We start from the raw sequence: 20,938 nt of genomic DNA, 5'->3' as shown, positions 1-20,938 counted from the left end.
CCTTCTCCTCCCTCGTGGGGAGATGCCGGCAGGTCGAGGGGGACTTTGACAGTTGCATTCGTTCCATAGGAGGAAACACACATGAGCACCGGATTCTTCGGCGACATCCAGAAGATCAAGTATGAGGGCCCTGAGAGCACCAATCCGCTCGCCTTCCGCCACTACAACAAGGACGAAGTCGTTCTCGGCAAGCGCCTGGAAGATCACCTGCGCTTTGCAGTTGCCTACTGGCACACGTTTGCCTGGGAGGGCGGCGACCCCTTCGGCGGACGGACCTTCCTGCGCCCCTGGTTCGAAGACTCGATGAAGGCCGCCAAGCTGAAGGCCGACGTCGCGTTCGAGCTCTTCGAGATTCTCGACGCACCGTTCTACTGCTTCCACGACGCCGACGTGCGCCCGGAAGGCAAGAACTTCGCCGAAAACACCAAGAACCTGAACGAGATCGTCGACTACTTCGCCGAGAAGCAGGCCGCGACCGGAACCAAGCTGCTTTGGGGCACGGCGAACCTCTTCTCAAACCGCCGGTTCATGTCGGGTGCCGCCACCAACCCGGATCCGGATGTCTTCGCCTACTCGGCCGCGACCGTTAAGACCTGCATGGACGCCACGATGAAGCTCGGCGGTGAGAACTACGTTCTCTGGGGCGGTCGCGAAGGCTATGAAACTCTGCTCAACACCGACCTCAAGAAGGAACTCGACCATCTCGGCCGCTTCCTCAACCTCGTCGTCGAGTACAAGCACAAGATCGGCTACAAGGGCACGATCCTCATCGAGCCGAAGCCGCAAGAGCCGACCAAGCACCAGTACGACTACGACGTCGCGACGGTCTACGGCTTCCTCAAGAACCACGGCCTGGAAAACGAAGTGAAGGTCAACATCGAGCAGGGCCACGCGATCCTCGCCGGCCACTCCTTCGAACACGAACTGGCGCTCGCCAATGCGCTCGGCATCTTCGGCTCGATCGACATGAACCGCAACGACTACCAGTCCGGCTGGGATACCGACCAGTTCCCGAACAACGTTCCTGAAATGGCGCTTGCCTACTACCAGGTTCTTCAGGGTGGCGGCTTCACGACTGGCGGCACCAACTTCGACGCCAAGCTGCGCCGTCAGTCGCTCGACGCGGAAGATCTGCTGATCGGCCATATCGGCGGTATGGATGCCTGCGCCCGCGGTCTGAAGGCTGCTGCCAAGATGATCGAGGACAAGGCTCTGTCCGGCCCGCTCGATGCCCGTTACGCCGGTTGGGATTCGGCCGAAGGCCAGAAGCTTGCCCGCGGCGAATACTCGCTCGAGCAGATCGCCGAGTGGGTCGAAGCCAACGACATCAACCCGCAGCCGAAGTCCGGCAAGCAGGAACTGCTTGAAAACATCGTCAACCGTTACGTCTAATCGGCGGTTGATTGTGGAGGAGAGGGCCGGGGAGCGAAGGTTTCCCGGCCTTTTTGTTGATTGAGGCGATGCCGTTTCCATGTTTTGGATGAGGCGCGATCACCTGCTATTGGCAGGGCGCTCGGCGATCTCATGGGAAGGCTGCGATGGATTTCAGACAGGGTATGCTTGCCGCAGCCATGATGTTGGCCGTCGCGACGCTTGCGGAGGCAGTCGCAGCGGAGCCTTGCGTGCAGGACACGTTCGAAGGCGAGGCCTACGTCGTCTGCACGGTCGAGAAAGGAAAAGGCGATCTCCGCTTGTTCTGGAAGAACGCGGATGGAGAACCCTATCGCGACTTCTCCGGGTTTGCCGAGGCTCTCAAGAAGCGCGGGCAGAGCTTGGTGTTCGCGGTCAATGCCGGCATGTATCTGCCCGATTTTTCGCCGATCGGGCTCTATGTCGAAGACGGCAAGGAATTGCGTCCAGCCAGCACCGCACGAAGCGATGGGGCCACCGACGGCCCGGTGCCGAACTTCTACAAGAAGCCGAATGGCGTGTTCTTCATCGATGGGACGTCAGCAGGAATACTTCCGACGCAGGAATTTCTGAAGCGCCGCCTTGATGTCCGGCTCGCCACGCAGTCTGGCCCGATGCTCGTGATCGACAACACGCTCAATCCGATCTTCATCGTTGGTTCGACCGATAAGACCCGTCGCGGCGGCGTCGGTATCTGCGGCGATGGCTTGGTGCGCTTCGCGATCAGCGAAGACCGGGTGAATTTCCACGATTTCGCGCGCCTGTTTCGCGACCATCTGACGTGCCCGAATGCATTGTTTCTCGATGGAGGCCGGGGTGTCGGGCTTTACAGTCCCGCGCTTGGACGTGACGACAAATCCTGGCATGGTGGCTTCGGTCCGATGTTCGGGCTTGTCGAGTAGCGCCGGCCGACGTTTGCATCAAATTGCAGGTCGCCGCCGCAGCCTATGTGCCGGAGGCGATCCGTTCGCGCGGCGCTCAATAGGACAGGCGGCAGCTAGCGTTTGCTCCATCGCCGCGATGGCGCGCCGACGGAATTGCGAACCACGAGATCCGGCCGCAGCAGGATTTCGGTCTCGGCGGGCTGGCCGTCGGACAGAAACTCCAGCAGAAGCGCCATGGCCTGCTTGCCGATCGCCGCGCGCGGCTGGCGGATGGTTGTCAGCGGCGGCGACATGAAGACAGCCTGCGGCACGTCGTCGAAGCCGGTCACCGAGAAGTCGGTCGGGATGTCGTAGCCACGGGCGCCAAGGCCGATCATGACGCCGATCGCCGTCTGGTCGTTCACGCACATGAAGGCGGTCGGCAGCGTGTCGCGCATGAAAAGCTGCTCGACGGCGTGCCGGCCGCTTTCCAGCGTTCCGTCGCCTTCGAGCACGATCCGCATATCGGGCGGGACGCCGGCTGCATCGAGCCCTTCGTCATAGCCCTGCCGCCGCCGGCTATATGCAAGGCGCGTTCTGCTATCACCGATGAAGGCGATCTTGCGGTGGCCCTCGGCCAGCAGCAGGTCAACCGCCTTTCGGGCGCCCTCGACATCGTCGACGCCGACATAGGGAATGCCGCCATTGAAAACCGGTTCGAAGACGCCGACGCTGGGCGGCAGGCGGGCGGTCATCGTCTGGTGGCCGAAGGGGAGGATGCCGGTAAAAAGGATCAGCCCGGCGGCCTGATTGGAGTTCAGGAACTTCAGATATTCGAGGCCGCGCTGGGCGTCGTTCTGCGTATGGCCGATCAGGATGCCGTAGCCATGGGCGCGGGCTTCGTTCTCGAGGCCGACGAGAATGTTGGAGAAGTTCGGGTCGCCGATATCAGGGGCAACCACCAGAATCATGTTCGACCGGCCAAGCCGCAGGCTGCGGGCCATGGCGTTCGTCGTATAGCCGGTGATGGCGATTGCCTGGTTGACTTTCAGACGCGTGGAGTTGGCGACCTTCTCCGGCGTGTGGATCGCCCGCGATACCGTCGCGATCGAAACCTCGGCGATCCGAGCGACGTCTTCTATGGTTGCGGGCGTGGAATTCGACACTGCGTCCTGCCTTGGGATGCCTTCGCCGCGACACTACACAGAGTCGCTCGGAGGTCAAACGTCCAAGCCGACAGATCTGTGTGAAACAACGATGTAAACCTTTACATTGGTCGTGTAAAGGTTTACATATGCCTCCAAGCGGATGGGAGCCGCATGGAGGAAGTCTTCAATGAGTGTGGATTCTGTCGACGCCGCGCCAGTGGTGTTGTCCGCTCGACGCATCTGCAAGTCGTTCAGCGGCGTGCAGGTTCTGTTCAGCGTGAATTTCGATCTGCGCGCCGGCGAAATCCATGCCCTTATGGGCGAAAACGGTGCGGGCAAATCCACTCTCGTCAAAGTGATGGCCGGTTTCGAGCAGCCCAGTTCGGGCGAAATCCTGCTTGATGGCAAGCCGGTGGTGTTGCCGGCGAACGGTGCCGCGGAAGCGCTCGGCATTGTCCTCATCCACCAGGAATTCAATCTCGCCGAACATCTGACGGTCACCGAAAGCCTTTATCTTGGGCGCGAAGTCACGCGATTTGGCGTGCTCGACCGCAGATACATGCGCTCGGAGACCCGCAAGGCGCTCGATCTCCTCGGCTCGCATGTCGATGAGAATGCCCTGATCGGGACATTGTCGATCGCCGACAAGCAGATGGTCGAGATCGCCAAGGCAATCAGCCGCGATGCGCGCGTCGTCATCATGGACGAGCCGACCGCGGTGCTGTCGCGGGAAGAAACCAACTTCCTGTTCCGGCAGGTCCGCAAGCTGCGCGACAAGGGCACAAGCTTCATCTTCGTGTCCCACAAGCTCGACGAAGTGATGGAAATTACCGATCGGGTGACGGTGCTGCGCGATGGCCAGTGGGTCAAGACGGCGCCGACCTCCATGCTCGACGGCGAGTCGATCGCTCAGCTGATGGTTGGGCGTGAACTGTCGAGCCTCTATCCCACAAAGGTTGAGCCGAATGTCGACGAGGAAGTTGTTCTTCGGGTCGAGGGCGTTTCGACGGGGTATGTTCAAGACGCAAGCTTCGAGGTTCGCAAGGGCGAGATCATCGGCTTCTCGGGGCTGATCGGTTCCGGTCGTACGGAACTGATGGAGGCGATAGCCGGACTACGCGGCCGCACCGCTGGAGACGTTCACATTCGCGGTGACCTCATTCCGGCTGGCGATGTGCATGCAGCCAATCGCGCCGGGCTTGCCTACATGACGAAGGATCGGAAGTCGAAAGGGCTGCTGCTGCGGTCCGGGATGATGGCGAACCTGACGCTGCAATCGCTCGGCCAACACTCGCGGCACGGCTATCTCAGCCCGAGCAGCGAGGCGAGGGCGCTTGCCACCGCGCGGCGGCGCTTCGACATTCGCGTTCGTGACACCAATATCGTCGCAGGGCGCATGTCGGGCGGCAACCAGCAGAAGCTGCTGCTGGCCAAGGTCATGGAGACCGAGCCAGAGATCATCATCATCGACGAGCCGACGCGCGGCATCGATGTCGGTACCAAGCAGCAGATCTATCATTTCATCTCGGCGCTGGCGCGCGATGGTCGCTCGATCATCGTTGTTTCCTCCGAAATGCCCGAAGTGATTGGGCTCTGCACACGCGTCGCAGTGATGCGCGAGGGGCGGATCGTCGGTGTGCTCGAGGGCGAGGAGATCTCCGAGCAGGAGATCATGCGCTACGCCGCGGGATTGAAGAAAAAAGCCGCCTGACGCCGGGCGGAGGAGGCGGCTGCACTTGATGCGCCGCGCATGTATGATGCCCATCGGATTGGGACGGGAGGTTGGTTTGGACATGAGTGTGAACGAGGAGACCAGGGAAATCCGGCGTCGCCCCTGGCGGGATATCGATCTCAGGGCCGTTGCGCCGTTCGCGGCCCTCTTTCTGCTGCTGATCGTTGGGGCTCTGGTCAATCCCAACTTCATCGGCATCACCAATCTCGCCAATGTCGCCACGCGCTGCGCGTTTATCGCGATCATCGCGGTGGGCGCGACATTCGTCATATCGGCAGGTGATCTCGATCTGTCTGTCGGCTCCATGGTCGCCTTCGTGGCGAGCTTGATGATCCTGCTGATGAATTCCGGCGTGATCGCCGACCCGACGTTGATGCTGGTCGCCGCGGTCGTATTCACGTTGATCGCCGGTGCGCTCTGCGGGCTTGCGAACGGCTTGATTACCACCGTTGGAAAGATCGAGCCGTTCATTGCCACGCTCGGCACCATGGGCATCTATCGCGGTCTGACGACCTGGCTCAGCCAGGGCGGCGCCATCACGCTGCGTTCCGCCGACATTCAGACGCTTTACCGCCCCGCCTATTTCGGCAGCATTCTTGGCGTGCCTGTGCCGATCGTCGTCATTCTTGCCGTGACTGCCGTGGCTGCCTTCATTCTATACCGTACGCGCTATGGCCGGCACGTCGTTGCGGTCGGCTCGAACAGCGACGTCGCTCGCTATTCCGGCATCGCGGTCAATCGCGTGCGCACCATCGCCTTTGTCATCCAGGGGCTTTGCGTCGCCATTGCCGTGCTGCTTTACGTGCCGCGTCTCGGTTCGACTTCGGCAACAACGGGCATCCTCTGGGAGCTGCAGGCGATCACCGCCGTCGTCGTCGGCGGTACGGCGCTCAAGGGCGGCGCCGGCCGCGTGTGGGGCACGATCTGCGGCGCCTTCATTCTTGAACTCGTCGGCAACATTATGCTGCTGTCGAACTTCATCAGCGAATATCTCATCGGTGCGATCCAGGGTGCGATCATCATCATCGCCATGCTGGTGCAGCGCTCACTGGTCCGCAAATCATAACGGACCGGTTCCAGGAATTGGCCGGGTCACAGGGCGTCCGGTTCACGGGTAGGAAAAAGTCCCTGACGTTTATGGGAGGAAATAGCATGCGCAAACTCGTGTTGGGTCTTGCGGTTGCGGCCGTCGCACTGTCGGGGACCGCATACGCACAAGACAAGAAATTCACCATCGGCGTGTCCATTCCGGCCGCCGACCACGGCTGGACTTCCGGTGTGGTGTTCCATGCCGAACGTATCGCCAAGAAGCTGATGGAAGAGCATCCGGGCCTGAACGTCATCGTCAAGACCTCGCCGGATCCCGCCAGCCAGGCCAACGCCGTGCAGGACCTTGATACGCAGGGCATCGACGCGCTCGTGATCCTGCCGTCGGATCCGGATCCGCTCGTCAACGCCATCAAGGAAGTCAAGGGCAAGGGCAAGTACGTCGCGCTCGTCGACCGTGCGCCTTCGACCAACGACGACTCGGTTCGCGACCTCTACGTCGCCGGCAACAACCCGGCGCTCGGCGAAGTCGCCGGCAAGTACATCGCTTCGCAGACGCCGGACGCTGAAGTCGTCATCATCCGCGGCCTGCCGATCCCGATCGACCAGCAGCGCCAGGACGGCTTCGACAAGGGCATTGCCGGCTCCAAGGTCAAGGTTCTTGACCGTCAATACGGCAACTGGAACCGCGACGACGCCTTCAAGGTCATGCAGGACTATCTGACGAAGTATCCGAAGATCGACGTCGTATGGTGCCAGGATGACGACATGGCTGTCGGCGTGCTGCAGGCAATCGAGCAGGCCAAGCGCACCGACATCAAGTATGTCGTCGCCGGCGCCGGCTCCAAGGACATGATCAAGAAGGTCATGGACGGCGACAAGATGATCCCGGTCGATGTTCTCTATCCGCCGGCAATGGTCGGTACCGCGATGGAACTGACGGCAGCTGGCCTCTACGACCAGGTTCCGGTTCGCGGCACCTTCGTCCTCGACGCGACGCTCGTCACGAAGGACAATGCCAAGGACTTCTACTTCCCGGATTCTCCGTTCTGATCTGAGAAAACCCATGCGGCGCCCGTTCGGAAGGACGGGCGCCTTTTCTTGCCGATGGTCCAGGTTACTCGGGCAGGCCGGCGGCATCGAGATCGGCAACGAAGCGGTCGATGAAGGCTTTGCCCATGACCGGATTGTCGCCGAAATAGAATTCGCGCCGGGCGTCGGCGCATGTCATTCCCGGGCGGAAGCGATGGAGCCGCGATACAGCTTCTCTCGCCTCCTCCGGTCGCCCCTGGCGCCCAAGGATCGCAACCAAAGCCATGGCTGGCCAGAAGGTCACATTCGGAGAGCGGAGTGCCGCGCGTGCCGCCTTGGCAGCGTCCTCCATGTCGTCCATCTGATAGCCGGCGATCGCGAGCATGTTATGAAACGTCCACAGATGCGGGTCGCGGGGACTGAGCCGGAATGCTTCCCGGATTTCGGGAATGCCCTGGTCCGGACGCTCGGCATAACAGAGCGCCTGACCAAGCGCGAAATGCGCCTGGGCGAAGCTTGGGTCGAGCTGCGTCGCGTTGCGAAGGTGAGAAATGCCGGCGGTGGTCGCTCCGTCGAGCGCCAGCGCCCTGCCGAGTGCAAGATGGGCGGCCGGCTCCTTCTGGTCCAGAATGATGGCGCGTTCGGCAAGTCCGATCGCTTCGCAGATCCGGTCGGCGCGTTCGTCGAGCGAGCCGTACCAGCCAAGCTGGATATGAACATAGGCGAGCCGCGCCTGCGCCTGTGCGAAGCCCGGATCGGCGGCGATCGCCTGTTCGAACAAAGCCTTGGCGATGGTCAGGTCGTGAAGCGTGAAGCGGTAGAGATGCCAGAGACCTTTCAGGTAGATTTCCCAGGCATTCATGTCGAGGACGGCGCGTCCGCGCAAAGCCGCGAATTCGATGGCCCCAAGCTCGGGCTCGACGGTGCCGGTGATCTCCGAGGCAAGCTCGTCCTGCACTTCGAAAATATCCGCCAAGGTGCGATCGTACCGCTCCGCCCAGAGAAGCGTACCGTCCGTACCGTTCAGCAACTGCGCGGTTATCCTCACACGGTCGGCCGCCCGGCGGACGCTGCCTTCGAGTACGTATTTGACGCCGAGATCCTCGGCGACGCGCTGGATGTCTACCTGACGTCCCTTGTAGCTGAAGGAGGAGTTTCGCGCCGCGACAAGCAGCCAGCGGCAGCGAGCAAGCGTGCCGATCAGCTCGTCGGTAAAGCCGTCGGAGAAATGCTCCTGGCCCTCCACGCTCGACATGTTGGTAAAGGGCAGCACGGCAATCGATGGGCGGTTGCGCACCGGCAGCGCGGTTTCCTCGCGCGGCGCGGCGGGAGACGCAAGCTCTGTATTCTCTTCCGCAACCCATCGCCAAACGCGTATCGGGCGCTCGATGTTTTCAAGCCTGCGGTTGCCGAAGTCTACTGCCCTGAAATCGAGCTTCGATCGAATCTGATCACTCACCTGCTGGGATATGCAGATGCCGCCCGGCGGCGCGAGCGCCTGCAGGCTGCCGGCGATGCTCACGCCATCTCCGAAGATGTCGTCGTCCTGGACCAGCACGTCGTCTACGTGGATGCCGATGCGCCATCTCATGCGCCGGTCGGGCTCCGTCGACTCGTTGCGTTGAAGCAGGGCGTTTTGAATATCCACCGCACAGGCAACGGCGTCGACGACGCTGGCAAATTCCGCCAGCACGCCATCGCCGACGAACTTTACGACACGGCCATGATGGCTGGCGATGGAGGGGACGATGATCTGGTTATTGTGCGCCTTCAGGCACGCAAACGTACCCGCTTCGTCAAGTCCCATCAGCCGGGAAAAGCCGACGACATCCGCGTCCAAGATTGCTGCCAGACGCCGCGTCATGCGCCAACCTCCTGGTCCGGAAAGAGTAACACGGCACGGCTTGATGTCCATCGCATAGCGTCGAAAGCGGGCGGGTCCCGGCTTTGTGACGGCGGCCGGCAGTCCGCGACACCAGAAATGCGGTACGTACATCTTGCAGCCCGGGGCCGACCGTGGTTAAGTCTGCCGCCTTCGATTTTCGCCCCCGGGGCAAATTTGCAGTTTCGCCGGAATCGGCTTGCAGACTTCAAATCGCGTGCTAGAACTCTACCAGAAACGTTTACGGTCATCTTTTAGGGAGGAATTGACATGAAAACGATCAAGGGTCCGGGCCTGTTCCTTGGACAATTCGCGGGCGATGCCGCGCCTTTCAACTCGTGGGATTCGATCACCAAATGGGCAGCCGACATCGGCTACAAGGGCGTGCAGGTTCCGACCTGGGCGAGCCAGCTGATCGACCTCAAGAAGGCCGCCTCCTCGAAGGATTATTGCGACGAGTTTGCCGGCGTCGCGCGCCAGAACGGCGTCGAAGTCACCGAACTCTCCACCCATCTTCAGGGGCAGCTCGTCGCCGTCCATCCTGCCTATGACGAAGCCTTCGACGGATTTGCGGCACCTGAGGTGCGCGGCAATCCGAAGGCGCGCCAGGAATGGGCGGTCGAGCAGGTCAAGATGGCGCTGACGGCGTCCAAACACCTCGGCATCAAGGCACATGCGACCTTCTCGGGCGCGCTCGCCTGGCCGTTCATCTATCCGTGGCCGCAGCGCCCAGCGGGTCTCGTGGAGACCGCCTTCGACGAACTTGCCAAGCGCTGGACGCCGATCCTCAATCACGCCGACGAAAACGGCGTCGACGTTTGCTACGAGATCCATCCCGGCGAAGATCTGCATGACGGCGTGACTTTCGAGATGTTCCTCGAGCGCGTGAAGAACCACCCGCGCGCCAACATGCTCTACGATCCGTCGCACTACATCCTGCAGTGCCTGGATTACCTCGACAACATCGACATCTACAAAGACCGGATCAAGATGTTCCACGTCAAGGATGCCGAGTTCAACCCGACCGGTCGCCAGGGCGTCTACGGCGGTTACCAGGGCTGGGTCGAGCGTGCCGGCCGCTTCCGTTCGCTCGGCGACGGCCAGGTCGATTTCGGTGCGGTCTTCTCGAAGATGACGGCAAACAACTTCGACGGTTGGGCCGTGGTCGAATGGGAATGCGCGCTGAAGCATCCCGAGGATGGCGCACGCGAAGGTGCCGAGTTCGTCAAGGCGCACATCATCCGCGTCACCGAAAAGGCGTTCGACGACTTCGCCGGCAGCGGTACGGACCAGGCGGCCAACCGCCGCATGCTGGGGCTTTGATCAGCTAGAACCCCTCCCCAACTCCTCCCCACAAGGGGGAGGGCTTCTCGCGGCAGCCACTGAGCCCTACCCTTGGGCAAGACGATGCCGCAGGTGTTCTCCCCCCTTGTGGGGGAGATGCCCGGCAGGGCAGAGGGGGACTTTTCCGCAAAGAACAAATTTGGAGGAACCAATGGCAATTGAAGCATCTACAGAACAAGCTCGCGAACCGCGCATCCGTCTCGGCATGGTCGGCGGCGGCGCCGGCGCGTTCATCGGCGCAGTGCACCGCATCGCCGCCCGCATCGACGACCAGTACGACCTGATCGCGGGTGCGCTGTCGTCGACGCCGGAAAAGGCGATGGCTTCGGGTCTCGATCTCGGCCTCGATCCGTCGCGCACCTATTCCAGCTATCGCGAAATGGCGATCCGCGAAGCGAAGCTGAAGAACGGCATCGAAGCGGTTTCGATCGTTACACCGAACCACGTTCACTACGACGCCGCCAAGGAATTCCTGCGTCGCGGCATCCACGTCATCTGCGACAAGCCGCTGACCTCGAACCTTGCCGACGCGAAGAAGCTGAAGAAGGTCGCCGACGAGAGCGGCGCGCTCTTCATCCTGACGCACAACTACACCGGCTACCCGATGGTTCGTCAGGCACGCGAGATGATCGCCAATGGCGAACTCGGCGATATCCGTCTGGTACAGGCCGAGTATCCGCAGGACTGGCTGACCGAGGCCGTCGAGCAGACCGGCGCCAAGCAGGCCGTATGGCGCACCGACCCGGCGCAGTCGGGTGCTGGTGGCTCGACCGGCGATATCGGCACGCATGCCTACAACCTCGCTTCCTTCGTGTCGGGCCTCGAGCTCGACAGCCTTGCCGCCGATCTCGACAGCTTCGTCGAAGGTCGTCGCCTCGACGATAACGCCCACGTCATGCTGCGCTTCAAGGCCAAGGGTTCCGAAAAGCCGGCCAAGGGCATGCTCTGGTGCAGCCAGGTGGCTCCCGGCCACGAGAACGGCCTGAAGGTCCGCGTCTACGGCACCAAGGGTGGTCTGGAATGGGTTCAGGCCGATCCGAACTACCTGTGGTTCACGCCGTTCGGCGAACCGAAGCGCCTGATCACCCGCAATGGCGCCGGCTCCGGCCCGGCCGCTGCCCGCGTTTCGCGCATTCCGTCCGGTCATCCGGAAGGCTATCTCGAAGCCTTCGCGACGATCTACACGGAAGCCGCGCACGCGATCAACGCACACAAGAAGGGCAAGGCGGTCGACAAGGCCGTGGTCTACCCGACTGTCGATGACGGCGTGAAGGGCGTTGCCTTCGTTGATGCCTGCGTCGCTTCCTCGAAGAAGAACGGCGCCTGGGTCAAGGTCTGATCCTCGTGCATCTCTCCGATTGATGCAACTAATGAGCGCATTTCCTACAATGTTAGGGAGTGCGCTCATTGTCGCTTAACAGTGCTGTGGCAGAAACGAACGCAACCAAATGGGGAGACGTTCGATGAAAGTTTTTGCCAAAGTTCTGACCTGCGGTTTCGCGCTTGCTGCGTTTCCTACCCTGTCGCAAGACGTGCCCAATCGCATGCCGAATTTTTACGCCGGCCAGCGTATGCCAGGCATGGTCAACGTGCAGACCACGGTTTCGCTGTCGGTGCCCGTCGATGCCGGGAAGGACAACAGCGAGCAGATCACGGCCGCCCAGAAGGGGTTTTACCTGATGGCGGGCGGTCAGTGCGATCTTCTTCTGCAGACGCTTGCCGAGAGTTGCCAGATCACCAATCTTACGAGCACCGCCGATCTCAATCGCTATCCTCGAGGCGATGGCTCGCGCAACGACATCATCGTGCGCGGCACCGTCACGATGGCGGTGAAGCTCAAGGACGCCAAACAGAACCCCTGAGCGTCCTCGGCTGCATGGTCGAAGCGGCAGCGCGCCGCTTCGAAATCGCGCATCGATCAGGCCGCTGCCTGCTTGCGCTTGATCAGCGCATCGATGCTGAAGGGACCACCACCGGCGGCAACCAGATATAAAAAGACGAAGCAGAACAGGATTGCGGCAACGCCGCCGTTCTGCGCCGGGTAGAAGCCTTTCGAGGCATGTCCGATGAAATAGGCAAAGGCCATCAGACCCGAGAGGATGAAGGCTGCGGCGCGCGTCTGGAAGCCGACCAGCACCAGGAAGCCGAGCGTCAGTTCAAGCAGGCCCGCGATCCAGGACATGGAGCCCACATCGGGCACGCGTTCGGCGGCCGGAAAATGCAGGATTTTCTGCGTGCCAAAGCTGAAGAGCACGAGCGAGGAGACGACGCGCAGCAGGCTTAGGAGATATGGCTGCGCCAGGTGGATCGAGGAGAGCATCGGGTTCCTTTCGTGGTGATATCCTCCTTGCTCTCTAGCGTGGCTTCCAGGGATCGCAAATTCACGACTTCTGACATCGGCGTTATCAGTATTTTCAATGTGATAGCGGTCAATTGGCGCCGGACTCATGGTTACGGCTCAGAGCGCCCGGACGTGGATATGCGGACGGATGAACTGTCGCTGGAGATGTCCGGAGATATCACTTCTACCGTCCGCTGCCTTGATTTCGGCGCGGTGCCCGCCTAGATTGCGGCCATCGCCAATACCAACAGGATGTGTGTGTAGCAATGGATTTCACCCCGATCGCAACGCCAGTTCGCCTTGCCATTCGGGAGTCCTTTATCCATGCCTGCATCCATTACCCTGTCCAATCTTTCGTGGTCCACGCCTGACGGGCGCGCCCTTCTTGCCCATCTCGATCTGAGCTTCGGCGCCGAGCGGACCGGCCTCGTCGGCCGCAACGGTGTCGGCAAGACGACGCTGCTGAAGCTCGTCGCCGGCGAATTGCAGCCGCAATCCGGCAGCATTGCCTTTGGCGGGCGGCTCGGCATCCTGCGCCAGTCGGTTCAGGTGGAAGAGGGGGCAACGGTCGCCGATCTCTTCGGTGCCAGTGAAGCGCTGGCTATCCTTCACCGCGCCGAAGCCGGCGATGCCACCGCCGACGAGCTTGCCAATGCCGATTGGACGATCGAGGCGCGGATGGCCGCGGCGATCGAACGCGTCGGTTTGGACGCGGAACCGGAAACGCTGCTCACCTCGCTTTCGGGTGGGCAGCGGACGCGCGTGGGTCTTGCGGCGCTCGTCTTCTCCGATCCCGATTTCCTCATCCTCGACGAGCCGACCAACAATCTCGACCGCGATGGGCGGGAGGCTGTCATCGCCTTGCTGGCCGGCTGGCGCGGCGGTGCTATCGTCGTCAGCCATGATCGCGAACTGCTCGAAACCATGGATGCGATCGTCGAGATCACCACGCTTGGCGCCCGGCGATATGGTGGAAACTGGAGCGCTTTTCAGGAGCGCAAGATGCTTGAACTCGCCGCCGCCGAACACGATCTCGCGGACGCGGAGCGGCGCGTTGCCGATGTGGTCCGTAGCGCCCAGGTTGCGACGGAGCGGCAGGCCCGCAGCGACCGCAACGGTCGCAAGAAGGCGGCAAGGGGCGATATGCCCCGCATCGTCGCCGGCGGGCTCAAGCGGGCGGCGGAAAACACCAGCGGCAACAAGGTTCGCCTTGGTGAAAAACGCCGTGAGCAAGCGATGGAGGAGGCGTCCGCGGCGCGAAAGCGGATCGAGATCCTGCAGCCCTTCTCGGCCCAGCTGGCGTCAACCGGACTGCCGCCGGGCAGGGATGTTCTCAGGCTGGAGCGCGTCACGGTCGGTTATCGGCCGGAGGCGCCGATCATCCGAAACCTCTCTTTTGCCATGACCGGCCCCGATCGCGTCGCGATTGCAGGGCCGAACGGCTCGGGCAAGACGACCCTGCTGGCGCTGATCACCGGCGCGCTGCAGCCGTCGTCCGGAACCGTCTCCGTCATGACCGGCTTTTCGCTGTTCGATCAGAGTGTCAGTCTCCTCGATCGATCGCTGTCGATCCGCGAGAATTTCCGCAATCTCAATCCGGGCGCCAACGAAAATGCCTGCCGCGCCGCGCTGGCGCGTTTCATGTTCCGGGCGGATGCGGCGCTGCAGCAGGTCTCGACGCTTTCGGGCGGGCAGTTGCTGCGCGCTGGGCTTGCCTGTGTCCTCGGCGGAGCGAAACCGCCGCCGCTGCTGATCCTGGACGAGCCGACCAACCATCTGGATATCGACTCGATCGCCGCGGTGGAGGTGGGTTTGCGGGCCTATGACGGTGCGCTGCTTGTCATCAGTCACGACGAGGTGTTCCTGGAGAATATCGGCATATCGCGACGGCTTCAGCTTCCGCTGGGTGAAGAGGTTCTGCTCTAGGCGATCAGATGTAGAGGCCCGCCATCTTGCGCCAGGCGCCGGCCCGGTGCGCGCGACCGTTCCAGACATGCAGCTGGTGGCCGACCTGCTTCTCCGCGAGCAGGCGGCTGAGGTGATAGTTGTTGTCGAGGAAAGGATCGGCGTCACCGATGGTCAGGACAATCTCGACCCCGCGCAGCTTTTCCAGCTGCCAACCACCGTGAAGTCCCGGCAAGAAGTGCGTCGGCGTGTGGAAATAGACGGTGTCGTCGTAATAGCCGTCGAACAGATCGCCGAAGGATTCGACCCTGATCGTCAGGTCGTAGCGGCCGGAAAAGGCGACGAGTTTGCGGAACAGATGCGGATGCCGGAAGACGAGGCTCGCGGCCTGGAAGGCGCCGAGGCTGCAGCCATGCACGATGGTGCACTCATGGCCGTTCTTCGACGTCATCAGCGGCAGCACTTCGTTCAGGATATAATCCTCGAAGTCGGTGTGGCGACGGATGCGATCTGCCGGATGCCGGTTGAAGCCGTAAAATGTCTCGGCGGCCAGTCCCTCGATGCAGAAGAGCTGCAGCTGGCCAGCTTGCAGCTTCTCGGAGAGGCTTTCCACAACGCCGAGCTTTTCGTATTCCCAGAAACGTCCCTCGCGGGTCGGAAACATCAGCACCTTGGCGCCGGCATGGCCGAACACCAGCAGTTCCATCTCGCGATGCAGGCGTGGACTATGCCAGCGCAGATATTCCCGGTTCATAACACCTTGAAAAAATCTCGGACTTTCTCGCGCAGAATCGCGTTCTGCTCGGTGCTTCCGGGATAATCGAAGTGTCCTGCGTCCAATATGAAGGTTTCATTATAGTTTGATGTCGGGAGGGCGTTGGCCACCGCGAACTGGCAGGGCGGTGCGACTGCGGGGTCGAAGAGAGCGACGGCTGCCAGCATCGGCACCTTGATCCGGCTTGCGGCGCTGGCCGCGTCGAACATGCGCAGGGTCTCGAGCACGCTTCCATGTGTCTTCTGGTACGTCTGCACGGAATCGGCGCTACCGACCGTCGGCAGCGTCAGCCATTGCGCGCGATCGCCGAAGGTCGGGACGACGAGGTGGCCGCGATCGATGCGCGGATCGAACGGGATCGCCAGCGCCCCGATACCGCCGCCGAAGCTGACGCCGCTGTAGCCGATGTGGCCTGCTAGCCAAGGATAAAGTGCCAGAAGCGTCGAGACGGCAAGCCAGAGGTCGTCGACGCAGCCGCCGATGATGTAGGTCTCAGGCTTGTCGATACCGTGGAGGACGTGACCGGACGCATCTGCCGGGATCGGCGGGCGGGCACTGAGCGACAGGCCGCGCGCGCAGGGAAAGAGAATGGCCGTGTCCTCGACCGGCATCTCGAAATCCGGCGCATCGCGGCCGCCGTAGCCGTGGCCGACCACCAACCCGCGACGCACTGGGCTTCCCCGTGGCAGGAGCAGCCAGCCGCTGATCTCGAATCCATCTGTCGAGGTGTAGGTGATATCGAGGACCTGCCAGTCGGCGTGCGTCAGCTTGCTTTTCCGCAGCTTCGGCTGCGGATCGATGGCGATCGCCCTTTCGTGTCGGGCGTGCCAGAACGCATCGAATCCCGGCGGCGCCTCCGGCGGGACGATGGCCTGGAGGTCGGCAAGCGTCATGCCGTAGGTGGGATCGAAGGCGAAAGGATGTGTCGTCGGAATGCTCATCGGTGGGTTGTTCCGCGAAAAGGCGCGCAATGCAAGGCAGGCGTGCCTACCGTACCGGGAGTCCTGCGAAAGGCCTCACTGAAACGTTACAGCGTTGTCACTTCCACCCTGTACAACATCGGTCCGCTTGGCTAAACCGCCCCTCGAAACCATGACGAACGGGATTTCCATGATCGATCCGAAGACACTTGCTGCCCGCTTTCCGGGCGATTTCACGTTTGGCGTTGCGACGGCGGCGTTTCAGATTGAAGGCGCTTCCAAGGCAGACGGCCGCAAGCCCTCCATCTGGGATGCCTTCTGCAACATGCCGGGCCGCGTCTTCAACCGCGACGATGGCGATGTCGCCTGCGATCACTACAACAGGCTCGATCAGGATCTCGATCTCATCAAGTCGATGGGCGTCGAAGCCTACCGCTTCTCGATCGCCTGGCCGCGCATCATCCCTGACGGCACCGGCCCGGTGAACGAGGCGGGTCTCGATTTCTACGATCGCCTCGTCGATGGCTGCAAGGCACGCGGCATCAAGACCTTCGCGACGCTCTACCATTGGGATTTGCCGCTGCTTCTCGCCGGCGACGGCGGCTGGACGGCGCGCTCGACGGCCTATGCGTTCCAGCGTTATGCCAAGACCGTGATGGCCCGCCTAGGCGATCGTCTCGACAGCGTTGCGACCTTCAACGAGCCGTGGTGCATCGTCTGGCTCAGCCACCTCTACGGTATCCATGCGCCGGGCGAGCGCAACATGCAGGCGGCCCTACACGCCATGCACCACATGAACCTTGCTCACGGCCTCGGCGTGGAGGCGATCCGTTCGGAAGCGCCCAATGTGCCTGTCGGCCTCGTGCTCAATGCCATGTCCGTGATGCCGGGTTCCGACAGCGCCGCCGACCAGGCGGCTGGCGAACGTGCCCATCAGTTCCACAATGGCGCCTTCTTCGATCCGGTCTTCAAGGGCGAGTATCCGCAGGAATTCGTGAAAGCGCTCGGCGACCGTATGCCCGTCGTGGAAGAGGGCGACCTGAAGATCATCAACCAGAAGCTCGATTGGTGGGGCCTCAACTATTACACGCCGCTACGTGTTGCCGACGTTCCGGCGAAGAACGGCGATTTCCCCTGGACGGTCGAGGCGCCACGCGTCAGCGACGTGAAGACGGATATCGGCTGGGAGGTCTATGCGCCCGGCCTGAAGAACGTCGTCGAGGATCTCTATCGTCGCTACGAGTTGCCGGAGTGCTACATCACCGAGAACGGCGCCTGCTACAACACGGACGTCGTCAACGGTGAGGTCGATGACCAGCCGCGCCTCGATTACTACAGCGAGCACCTCGATACCGTCGCTGCCCTGATCAAGGACGGTTATCCGATGCGCGGCTACTTCGCCTGGAGCCTGATGGATAATTTCGAGTGGGCCGAGGGCTACCGCATGCGGTTCGGCCTCGTGCATGTCGACTACGAGACGCAGGTCCGTACGGTGAAGAAGAGCGGCAAGTGGTACAGCGAGCTTGCCGCGCAGTTCCCGAAGGGCAACCACAAGAGCAGCTAACCGGCGCATGGCGCGAATCGGCGCCGTGGCTTAAACCCAAACGTATGGAAAAGCCGCTCTTCCTCTATGCGCTCTGCGGCAGCCAGCGAAAGGCCTCGACCAATCGCCGGCTGCTCGAAGCTCTTCGTGACAACGCACCTGACGGTGTCGCGATCGAGATCTCGAAGCTGATCGGCGAGCTGCCGATCTTCAACCCTGATCGCGAGGGCGAAAAAACGCCGGCGATCGTAGAAGCGCTCGCAGCCAAGATCCGGTCGGCCGACGGCATCATCGTCGCCTGTCCGGAATACGCCCATGGCCTGCCGGGCGGATTGAAGAATGCGCTCGATTGGCTCGTCTCCCGTGACGAAGTGCCGTTCAAGCCCGTGATGATCGCGCATGCCTCGCATCGCGGTGATTTCGCGTTAGAGCAGTTGACGGAAGTGCTGAGGACGATGTCGCTGCGCGTTGTCGACGAGGCGTTTTTACGGATTTCTTTGCTCGGCAAAGCTGATGACGCTCAGGCTGCGACACTTGCCGATTTTTCGGAAAACGAACGTCTGAGTACCGCAATTGCAGAATTCCGCGATGCGATTTCCGGCGGCCGCGTCGATTTCCAAGCGGAACAACGTTCCTAATGTATTGAATTAAAATGAATTTCCTGCTTCGCAGGCGCGTCTCGCTCTCGCCCAGCGGGAACGTTTCAGGTTAATCGTTACAGCGCAACCTTAACCGTTTTTTGAAGCATTGGCGGGCAGTATTTCCTCACTGGGGAGAAAGAATGCCATCAACTTCTGGCGCGCGTAGGAAAATAACCGGCATCGGCCGTCACACAACCGTGACGGGCGTGTTGTTTTCGTTCGCGATCGTCGTTGCCGTTGTCACGATGATCGTGCTGAACGCGCTGGGGCATGTGGCGCAGAAATCCAACATTCTCGATGACGAGCGTTCGCAGGAGACCATGTCCGGCGCGTTGCAGACGTTTCAGGAACAGCTTGGAGCGACGCTCAACGACTACGCGGCCTGGGACGATGCGGCCGAAAATGTCTACGCGGTCGATGGTATGGCCTGGACGATCTCCAACTACGGCGAGATGTCGGTCAACAGTTCGCTCTTCAACATGGCGATCGTCATCGATAACGACAAGCGGCCGATCATGGTCTATCGCGACGGCAAGCCCATGGACGGTTCGCTCGACGATTTCTTTTCGCCGGCACTCTGGACGCTTTTCGAAAAGGTGAAGGCTGCCAGCCCGCAGGATAGCCCGGAGGCCACCGGCTTCGTCGACACCAAGGCCGGTACCGCCGTCGTCGGCGTGGCGCTGGTGCGCGAGAAGTCCGGTTCGCTCTCGGTGCCGCCGGGCAAGCATCGCTACCTCATCTTCGTTCGCGACCTCGATACCCGCAGGATCGACGAGCTTGGGAACACCTACGTCATCGGCGGCTTGAAGAAGGTCGCGCCGGAGACGGAGGCGCGCTATTCCGTCGTCATCTCCGACGCCCGCAATGTTCAGCTCGGAAAGCTCGTATGGGCTTCCCGTGCGCCTGGAGATATCGGCTACAGCGAGGTTCGCCCGAAGGTCGTGCAGGCACTCTGCCTCGTCGGACTGTTCTTCGTCGTACTGCTGGTCATCGGATGGATGGCCGGCCGCCGGTTGAAGGCCGAGGAAGTCAGCGCGCGTGAGGAAGCGCTACGCGACAGGCTGAGCGGTCTTCTCAACAGGGACGGGCTTCGCGTTGCCGTGGACGATCTGGTGGCGCAGGCGCTGGAAACAAAGCAGAGCGTCCTCGTACTTTATCTCGATCTCGATGGCTTCAAAGAGGTCAACGACGCCTATGGACACGGGACCGGCGACCAGCTGATCCGTGCCGTCGCCGCGGGATTGCAGGTGCTTATCCCCAAGGGCGCGGTTCTCGCCCGTATCGGCGGCGATGAGTTCGCCATCGCCTTTTCATCCAAGATTGGAGATGCCGCCGCACTGCAGCTCTCCGAGCATATTCTCGATTTCCTTGCCGAGCCTCTGGAAATCGGCCGGCGCGTCGTCGTCATCGGCGCCAGCATCGGTATCTCCGCTTCGCCGGAAGGCACGGTCGGGCGTGAGGAACTGGTTCGCCGGGCCGATCTAGCCATGTACAAGGCGAAGGAGGCCGGGCGTGCGCGCATGACGCTCTACGATCCGGCCATGGATGCCGATCGCGAGGAACGCAATGCTCTGGAACTCGACTTGCGCATGGCGATCGAGGGCGGAGATCTGACACTTGCCTACCAGCCGCTGATCGACGCGGCGAGCCATGAGATGGTGGGCGTCGAGGCGCTGGTTCGCTGGAACCGTCCGGGCCACGGGCCAGTGTCGCCGGAGGTGTTCATTCCGGTGGCTGAAACCAGCGGCCTGATCGAAGCGCTTGGGTTGTTCGTCCTGAGAAAGGCCTGCGAAACGGTCAAGCAATGGCCGGAGCTGCGCATCGCGGTCAATGTTTCGCCGGGTCAGTTCCGCAATCCGGCCTTCGCCGACTACGTCCGTTATGTCCTGCGGCAGGCGGATATAGAGCCGAAGCGCGTCACTCTCGAGGTGACCGAAGGCTACATGATCCAGAACCCGCAACGCACCCGGCAGGCGATCGAGCGGCTGAAGACGCTCGGGATCAAGATTGCGCTCGATGATTTCGGCTCGGGCTTCTCCTCGATCGGCTATCTCAGGCAGTTCGGTTTCGACCGCATCAAGATCGACCGCTCGCTGGTCATGGACATCCAGGAAAGCGACAGCCAGCGCGAAATGCTGCAGGCAACCGTCGCTCTTGCGCGCTCGCTCGATATTCCGGTTACCGCCGAAGGCATCGAGACGGAAGAGCAGGCGATCGCTGTCCGGTTGTTCGGCTGCGACACGTTGCAGGGCTATTTCTTCGGCAGACCGATGCCGTCGGAAAAGATAACCGAGCTGGTGCTCGAGGCACGCGGTCGGAAGATGAACAGCCGCCGGACAAACGCCGCCTGATCCC

The 20,938-nt window shown here is 61.8% G+C and carries 17 protein-coding genes; 12 read left to right on the top strand and 5 right to left on the bottom strand.

All coding sequences use genetic code 11. From position 1 onward, the window contains the following. Positions 1-81 precede the first annotated feature (81 nt). Positions 82-1,392 carry a xylose isomerase gene (gene xylA / locus ASE04_RS20775; protein ID WP_056821313.1) on the top strand — a complete coding sequence of 437 codons (1,311 nt, stop codon included), beginning with the start codon at positions 82-84 and terminating at the stop codon, positions 1,390-1,392. Positions 1,393-1,538: 146 nt separating this feature from the next. Then, positions 1,539-2,312, top strand: a complete 774-nt coding sequence (locus tag ASE04_RS20770) for a phosphodiester glycosidase family protein (protein ID WP_056821312.1) — start codon at positions 1,539-1,541, stop codon at positions 2,310-2,312. Between the two features lie 95 nt (positions 2,313-2,407). Here ASE04_RS20770 and ASE04_RS20765 read toward each other — a convergent pair whose 3' ends face one another. Continuing rightward, a complete protein-coding gene (locus ASE04_RS20765) occupies positions 2,408-3,439 on the bottom strand; it encodes a LacI family DNA-binding transcriptional regulator (protein ID WP_056821310.1) in 1,032 nt (343 codons plus the stop codon). A gap of 169 nt (positions 3,440-3,608) precedes the next feature. Here ASE04_RS20765 and ASE04_RS20760 point away from each other — a divergent pair, with 169 nt between their 5' ends. The 3 genes from ASE04_RS20760 (at position 3,609) to ASE04_RS20750 (ending at position 7,253) form a co-directional block, all read left to right on the top strand. Beyond that, on the top strand, positions 3,609-5,132 hold the full coding sequence (locus ASE04_RS20760) for a sugar ABC transporter ATP-binding protein (protein ID WP_056821308.1): 1,524 nt from the start codon (positions 3,609-3,611) through the stop codon (positions 5,130-5,132). Between the two features lie 82 nt (positions 5,133-5,214). Further along, positions 5,215-6,219, top strand: coding sequence for an ABC transporter permease (locus ASE04_RS20755; protein ID WP_056821522.1), 1,005 nt, complete (start codon positions 5,215-5,217; stop codon positions 6,217-6,219). An 86-nt stretch (positions 6,220-6,305) separates the two neighbouring features. Beyond that, a complete protein-coding gene (locus ASE04_RS20750) occupies positions 6,306-7,253 on the top strand; it encodes a substrate-binding domain-containing protein (protein ID WP_056821306.1) in 948 nt (315 codons plus the stop codon). A 64-nt stretch (positions 7,254-7,317) separates the two neighbouring features. Here ASE04_RS20750 and ASE04_RS20745 read toward each other — a convergent pair whose 3' ends face one another. Then, positions 7,318-9,096: a tetratricopeptide repeat protein gene (locus ASE04_RS20745; RefSeq protein ID WP_056821305.1), complete on the bottom strand. Its 1,779-nt coding sequence runs from the start codon at positions 9,094-9,096 to the stop codon at positions 7,318-7,320. Positions 9,097-9,384: 288 nt separating this feature from the next. Between ASE04_RS20745 and ASE04_RS20740 the strand changes: the two genes are divergently transcribed. The 3 genes from ASE04_RS20740 (at position 9,385) to ASE04_RS20730 (ending at position 12,320) form a co-directional block, all read left to right on the top strand. Continuing rightward, positions 9,385-10,437: a sugar phosphate isomerase/epimerase family protein gene (locus tag ASE04_RS20740; protein WP_056821303.1), complete on the top strand. Its 1,053-nt coding sequence runs from the start codon at positions 9,385-9,387 to the stop codon at positions 10,435-10,437. Between the two features lie 172 nt (positions 10,438-10,609). After that, complete coding sequence (locus ASE04_RS20735; protein ID WP_056821301.1) at positions 10,610-11,797, top strand: Gfo/Idh/MocA family protein; 1,188 nt, start codon at positions 10,610-10,612, stop codon at positions 11,795-11,797. A 124-nt stretch (positions 11,798-11,921) separates the two neighbouring features. Continuing rightward, positions 11,922-12,320: a hypothetical protein gene (locus ASE04_RS20730; RefSeq protein WP_056821299.1), complete on the top strand. Its 399-nt coding sequence runs from the start codon at positions 11,922-11,924 to the stop codon at positions 12,318-12,320. A gap of 56 nt (positions 12,321-12,376) precedes the next feature. On the opposite strand, the gene ASE04_RS20725 is transcribed toward ASE04_RS20730, so the two are convergent. Continuing rightward, positions 12,377-12,778 carry a DoxX family protein gene (locus tag ASE04_RS20725; RefSeq protein WP_056821297.1) on the bottom strand — a complete coding sequence of 134 codons (402 nt, stop codon included), beginning with the start codon at positions 12,776-12,778 and terminating at the stop codon, positions 12,377-12,379. Between the two features lie 345 nt (positions 12,779-13,123). Between ASE04_RS20725 and ASE04_RS20720 the strand changes: the two genes are divergently transcribed. Next, entirely contained in the window at positions 13,124-14,725 is a 1,602-nt protein-coding gene (locus ASE04_RS20720; RefSeq protein ID WP_056821295.1) for an ABC-F family ATP-binding cassette domain-containing protein, read from the top strand. A gap of 4 nt (positions 14,726-14,729) precedes the next feature. On the opposite strand, the gene ASE04_RS20715 is transcribed toward ASE04_RS20720, so the two are convergent. After that, entirely contained in the window at positions 14,730-15,458 is a 729-nt protein-coding gene (locus ASE04_RS20715) for an esterase family protein (protein WP_056821293.1), read from the bottom strand. Then, complete coding sequence (locus ASE04_RS20710) at positions 15,455-16,420, bottom strand: acetylxylan esterase (RefSeq protein ID WP_056821290.1); 966 nt, start codon at positions 16,418-16,420, stop codon at positions 15,455-15,457. Before ASE04_RS20710 ends, ASE04_RS20715 begins: the two co-directional genes overlap by 4 nt. A 169-nt stretch (positions 16,421-16,589) precedes the next feature. Between ASE04_RS20710 and ASE04_RS20705 the strand changes: the two genes are divergently transcribed. The 3 genes from ASE04_RS20705 to ASE04_RS20695 all read left to right on the top strand — a co-directional run bounded on the left by ASE04_RS20705 (position 16,590) and on the right by ASE04_RS20695 (position 20,934). Then, entirely contained in the window at positions 16,590-17,963 is a 1,374-nt protein-coding gene (locus tag ASE04_RS20705; protein WP_056821520.1) for a GH1 family beta-glucosidase, read from the top strand. A gap of 44 nt (positions 17,964-18,007) precedes the next feature. Beyond that, a complete protein-coding gene (locus ASE04_RS20700) occupies positions 18,008-18,580 on the top strand; it encodes an NADPH-dependent FMN reductase (protein WP_056821288.1) in 573 nt (190 codons plus the stop codon). Positions 18,581-18,723: 143 nt separating this feature from the next. Beyond that, positions 18,724-20,934, top strand: a complete 2,211-nt coding sequence (locus ASE04_RS20695) for a bifunctional diguanylate cyclase/phosphodiesterase (RefSeq protein WP_056821287.1) — start codon at positions 18,724-18,726, stop codon at positions 20,932-20,934. Positions 20,935-20,938: the final 4 nt, after the last annotated feature.

This window comes from Rhizobium sp. Root708 (genome assembly GCF_001429725.1).
Taxonomy (GTDB): Bacteria; Pseudomonadota; Alphaproteobacteria; order Rhizobiales; family Rhizobiaceae; genus Rhizobium.
This window is presented reverse-complemented; position numbering and strand designations above follow the sequence as displayed.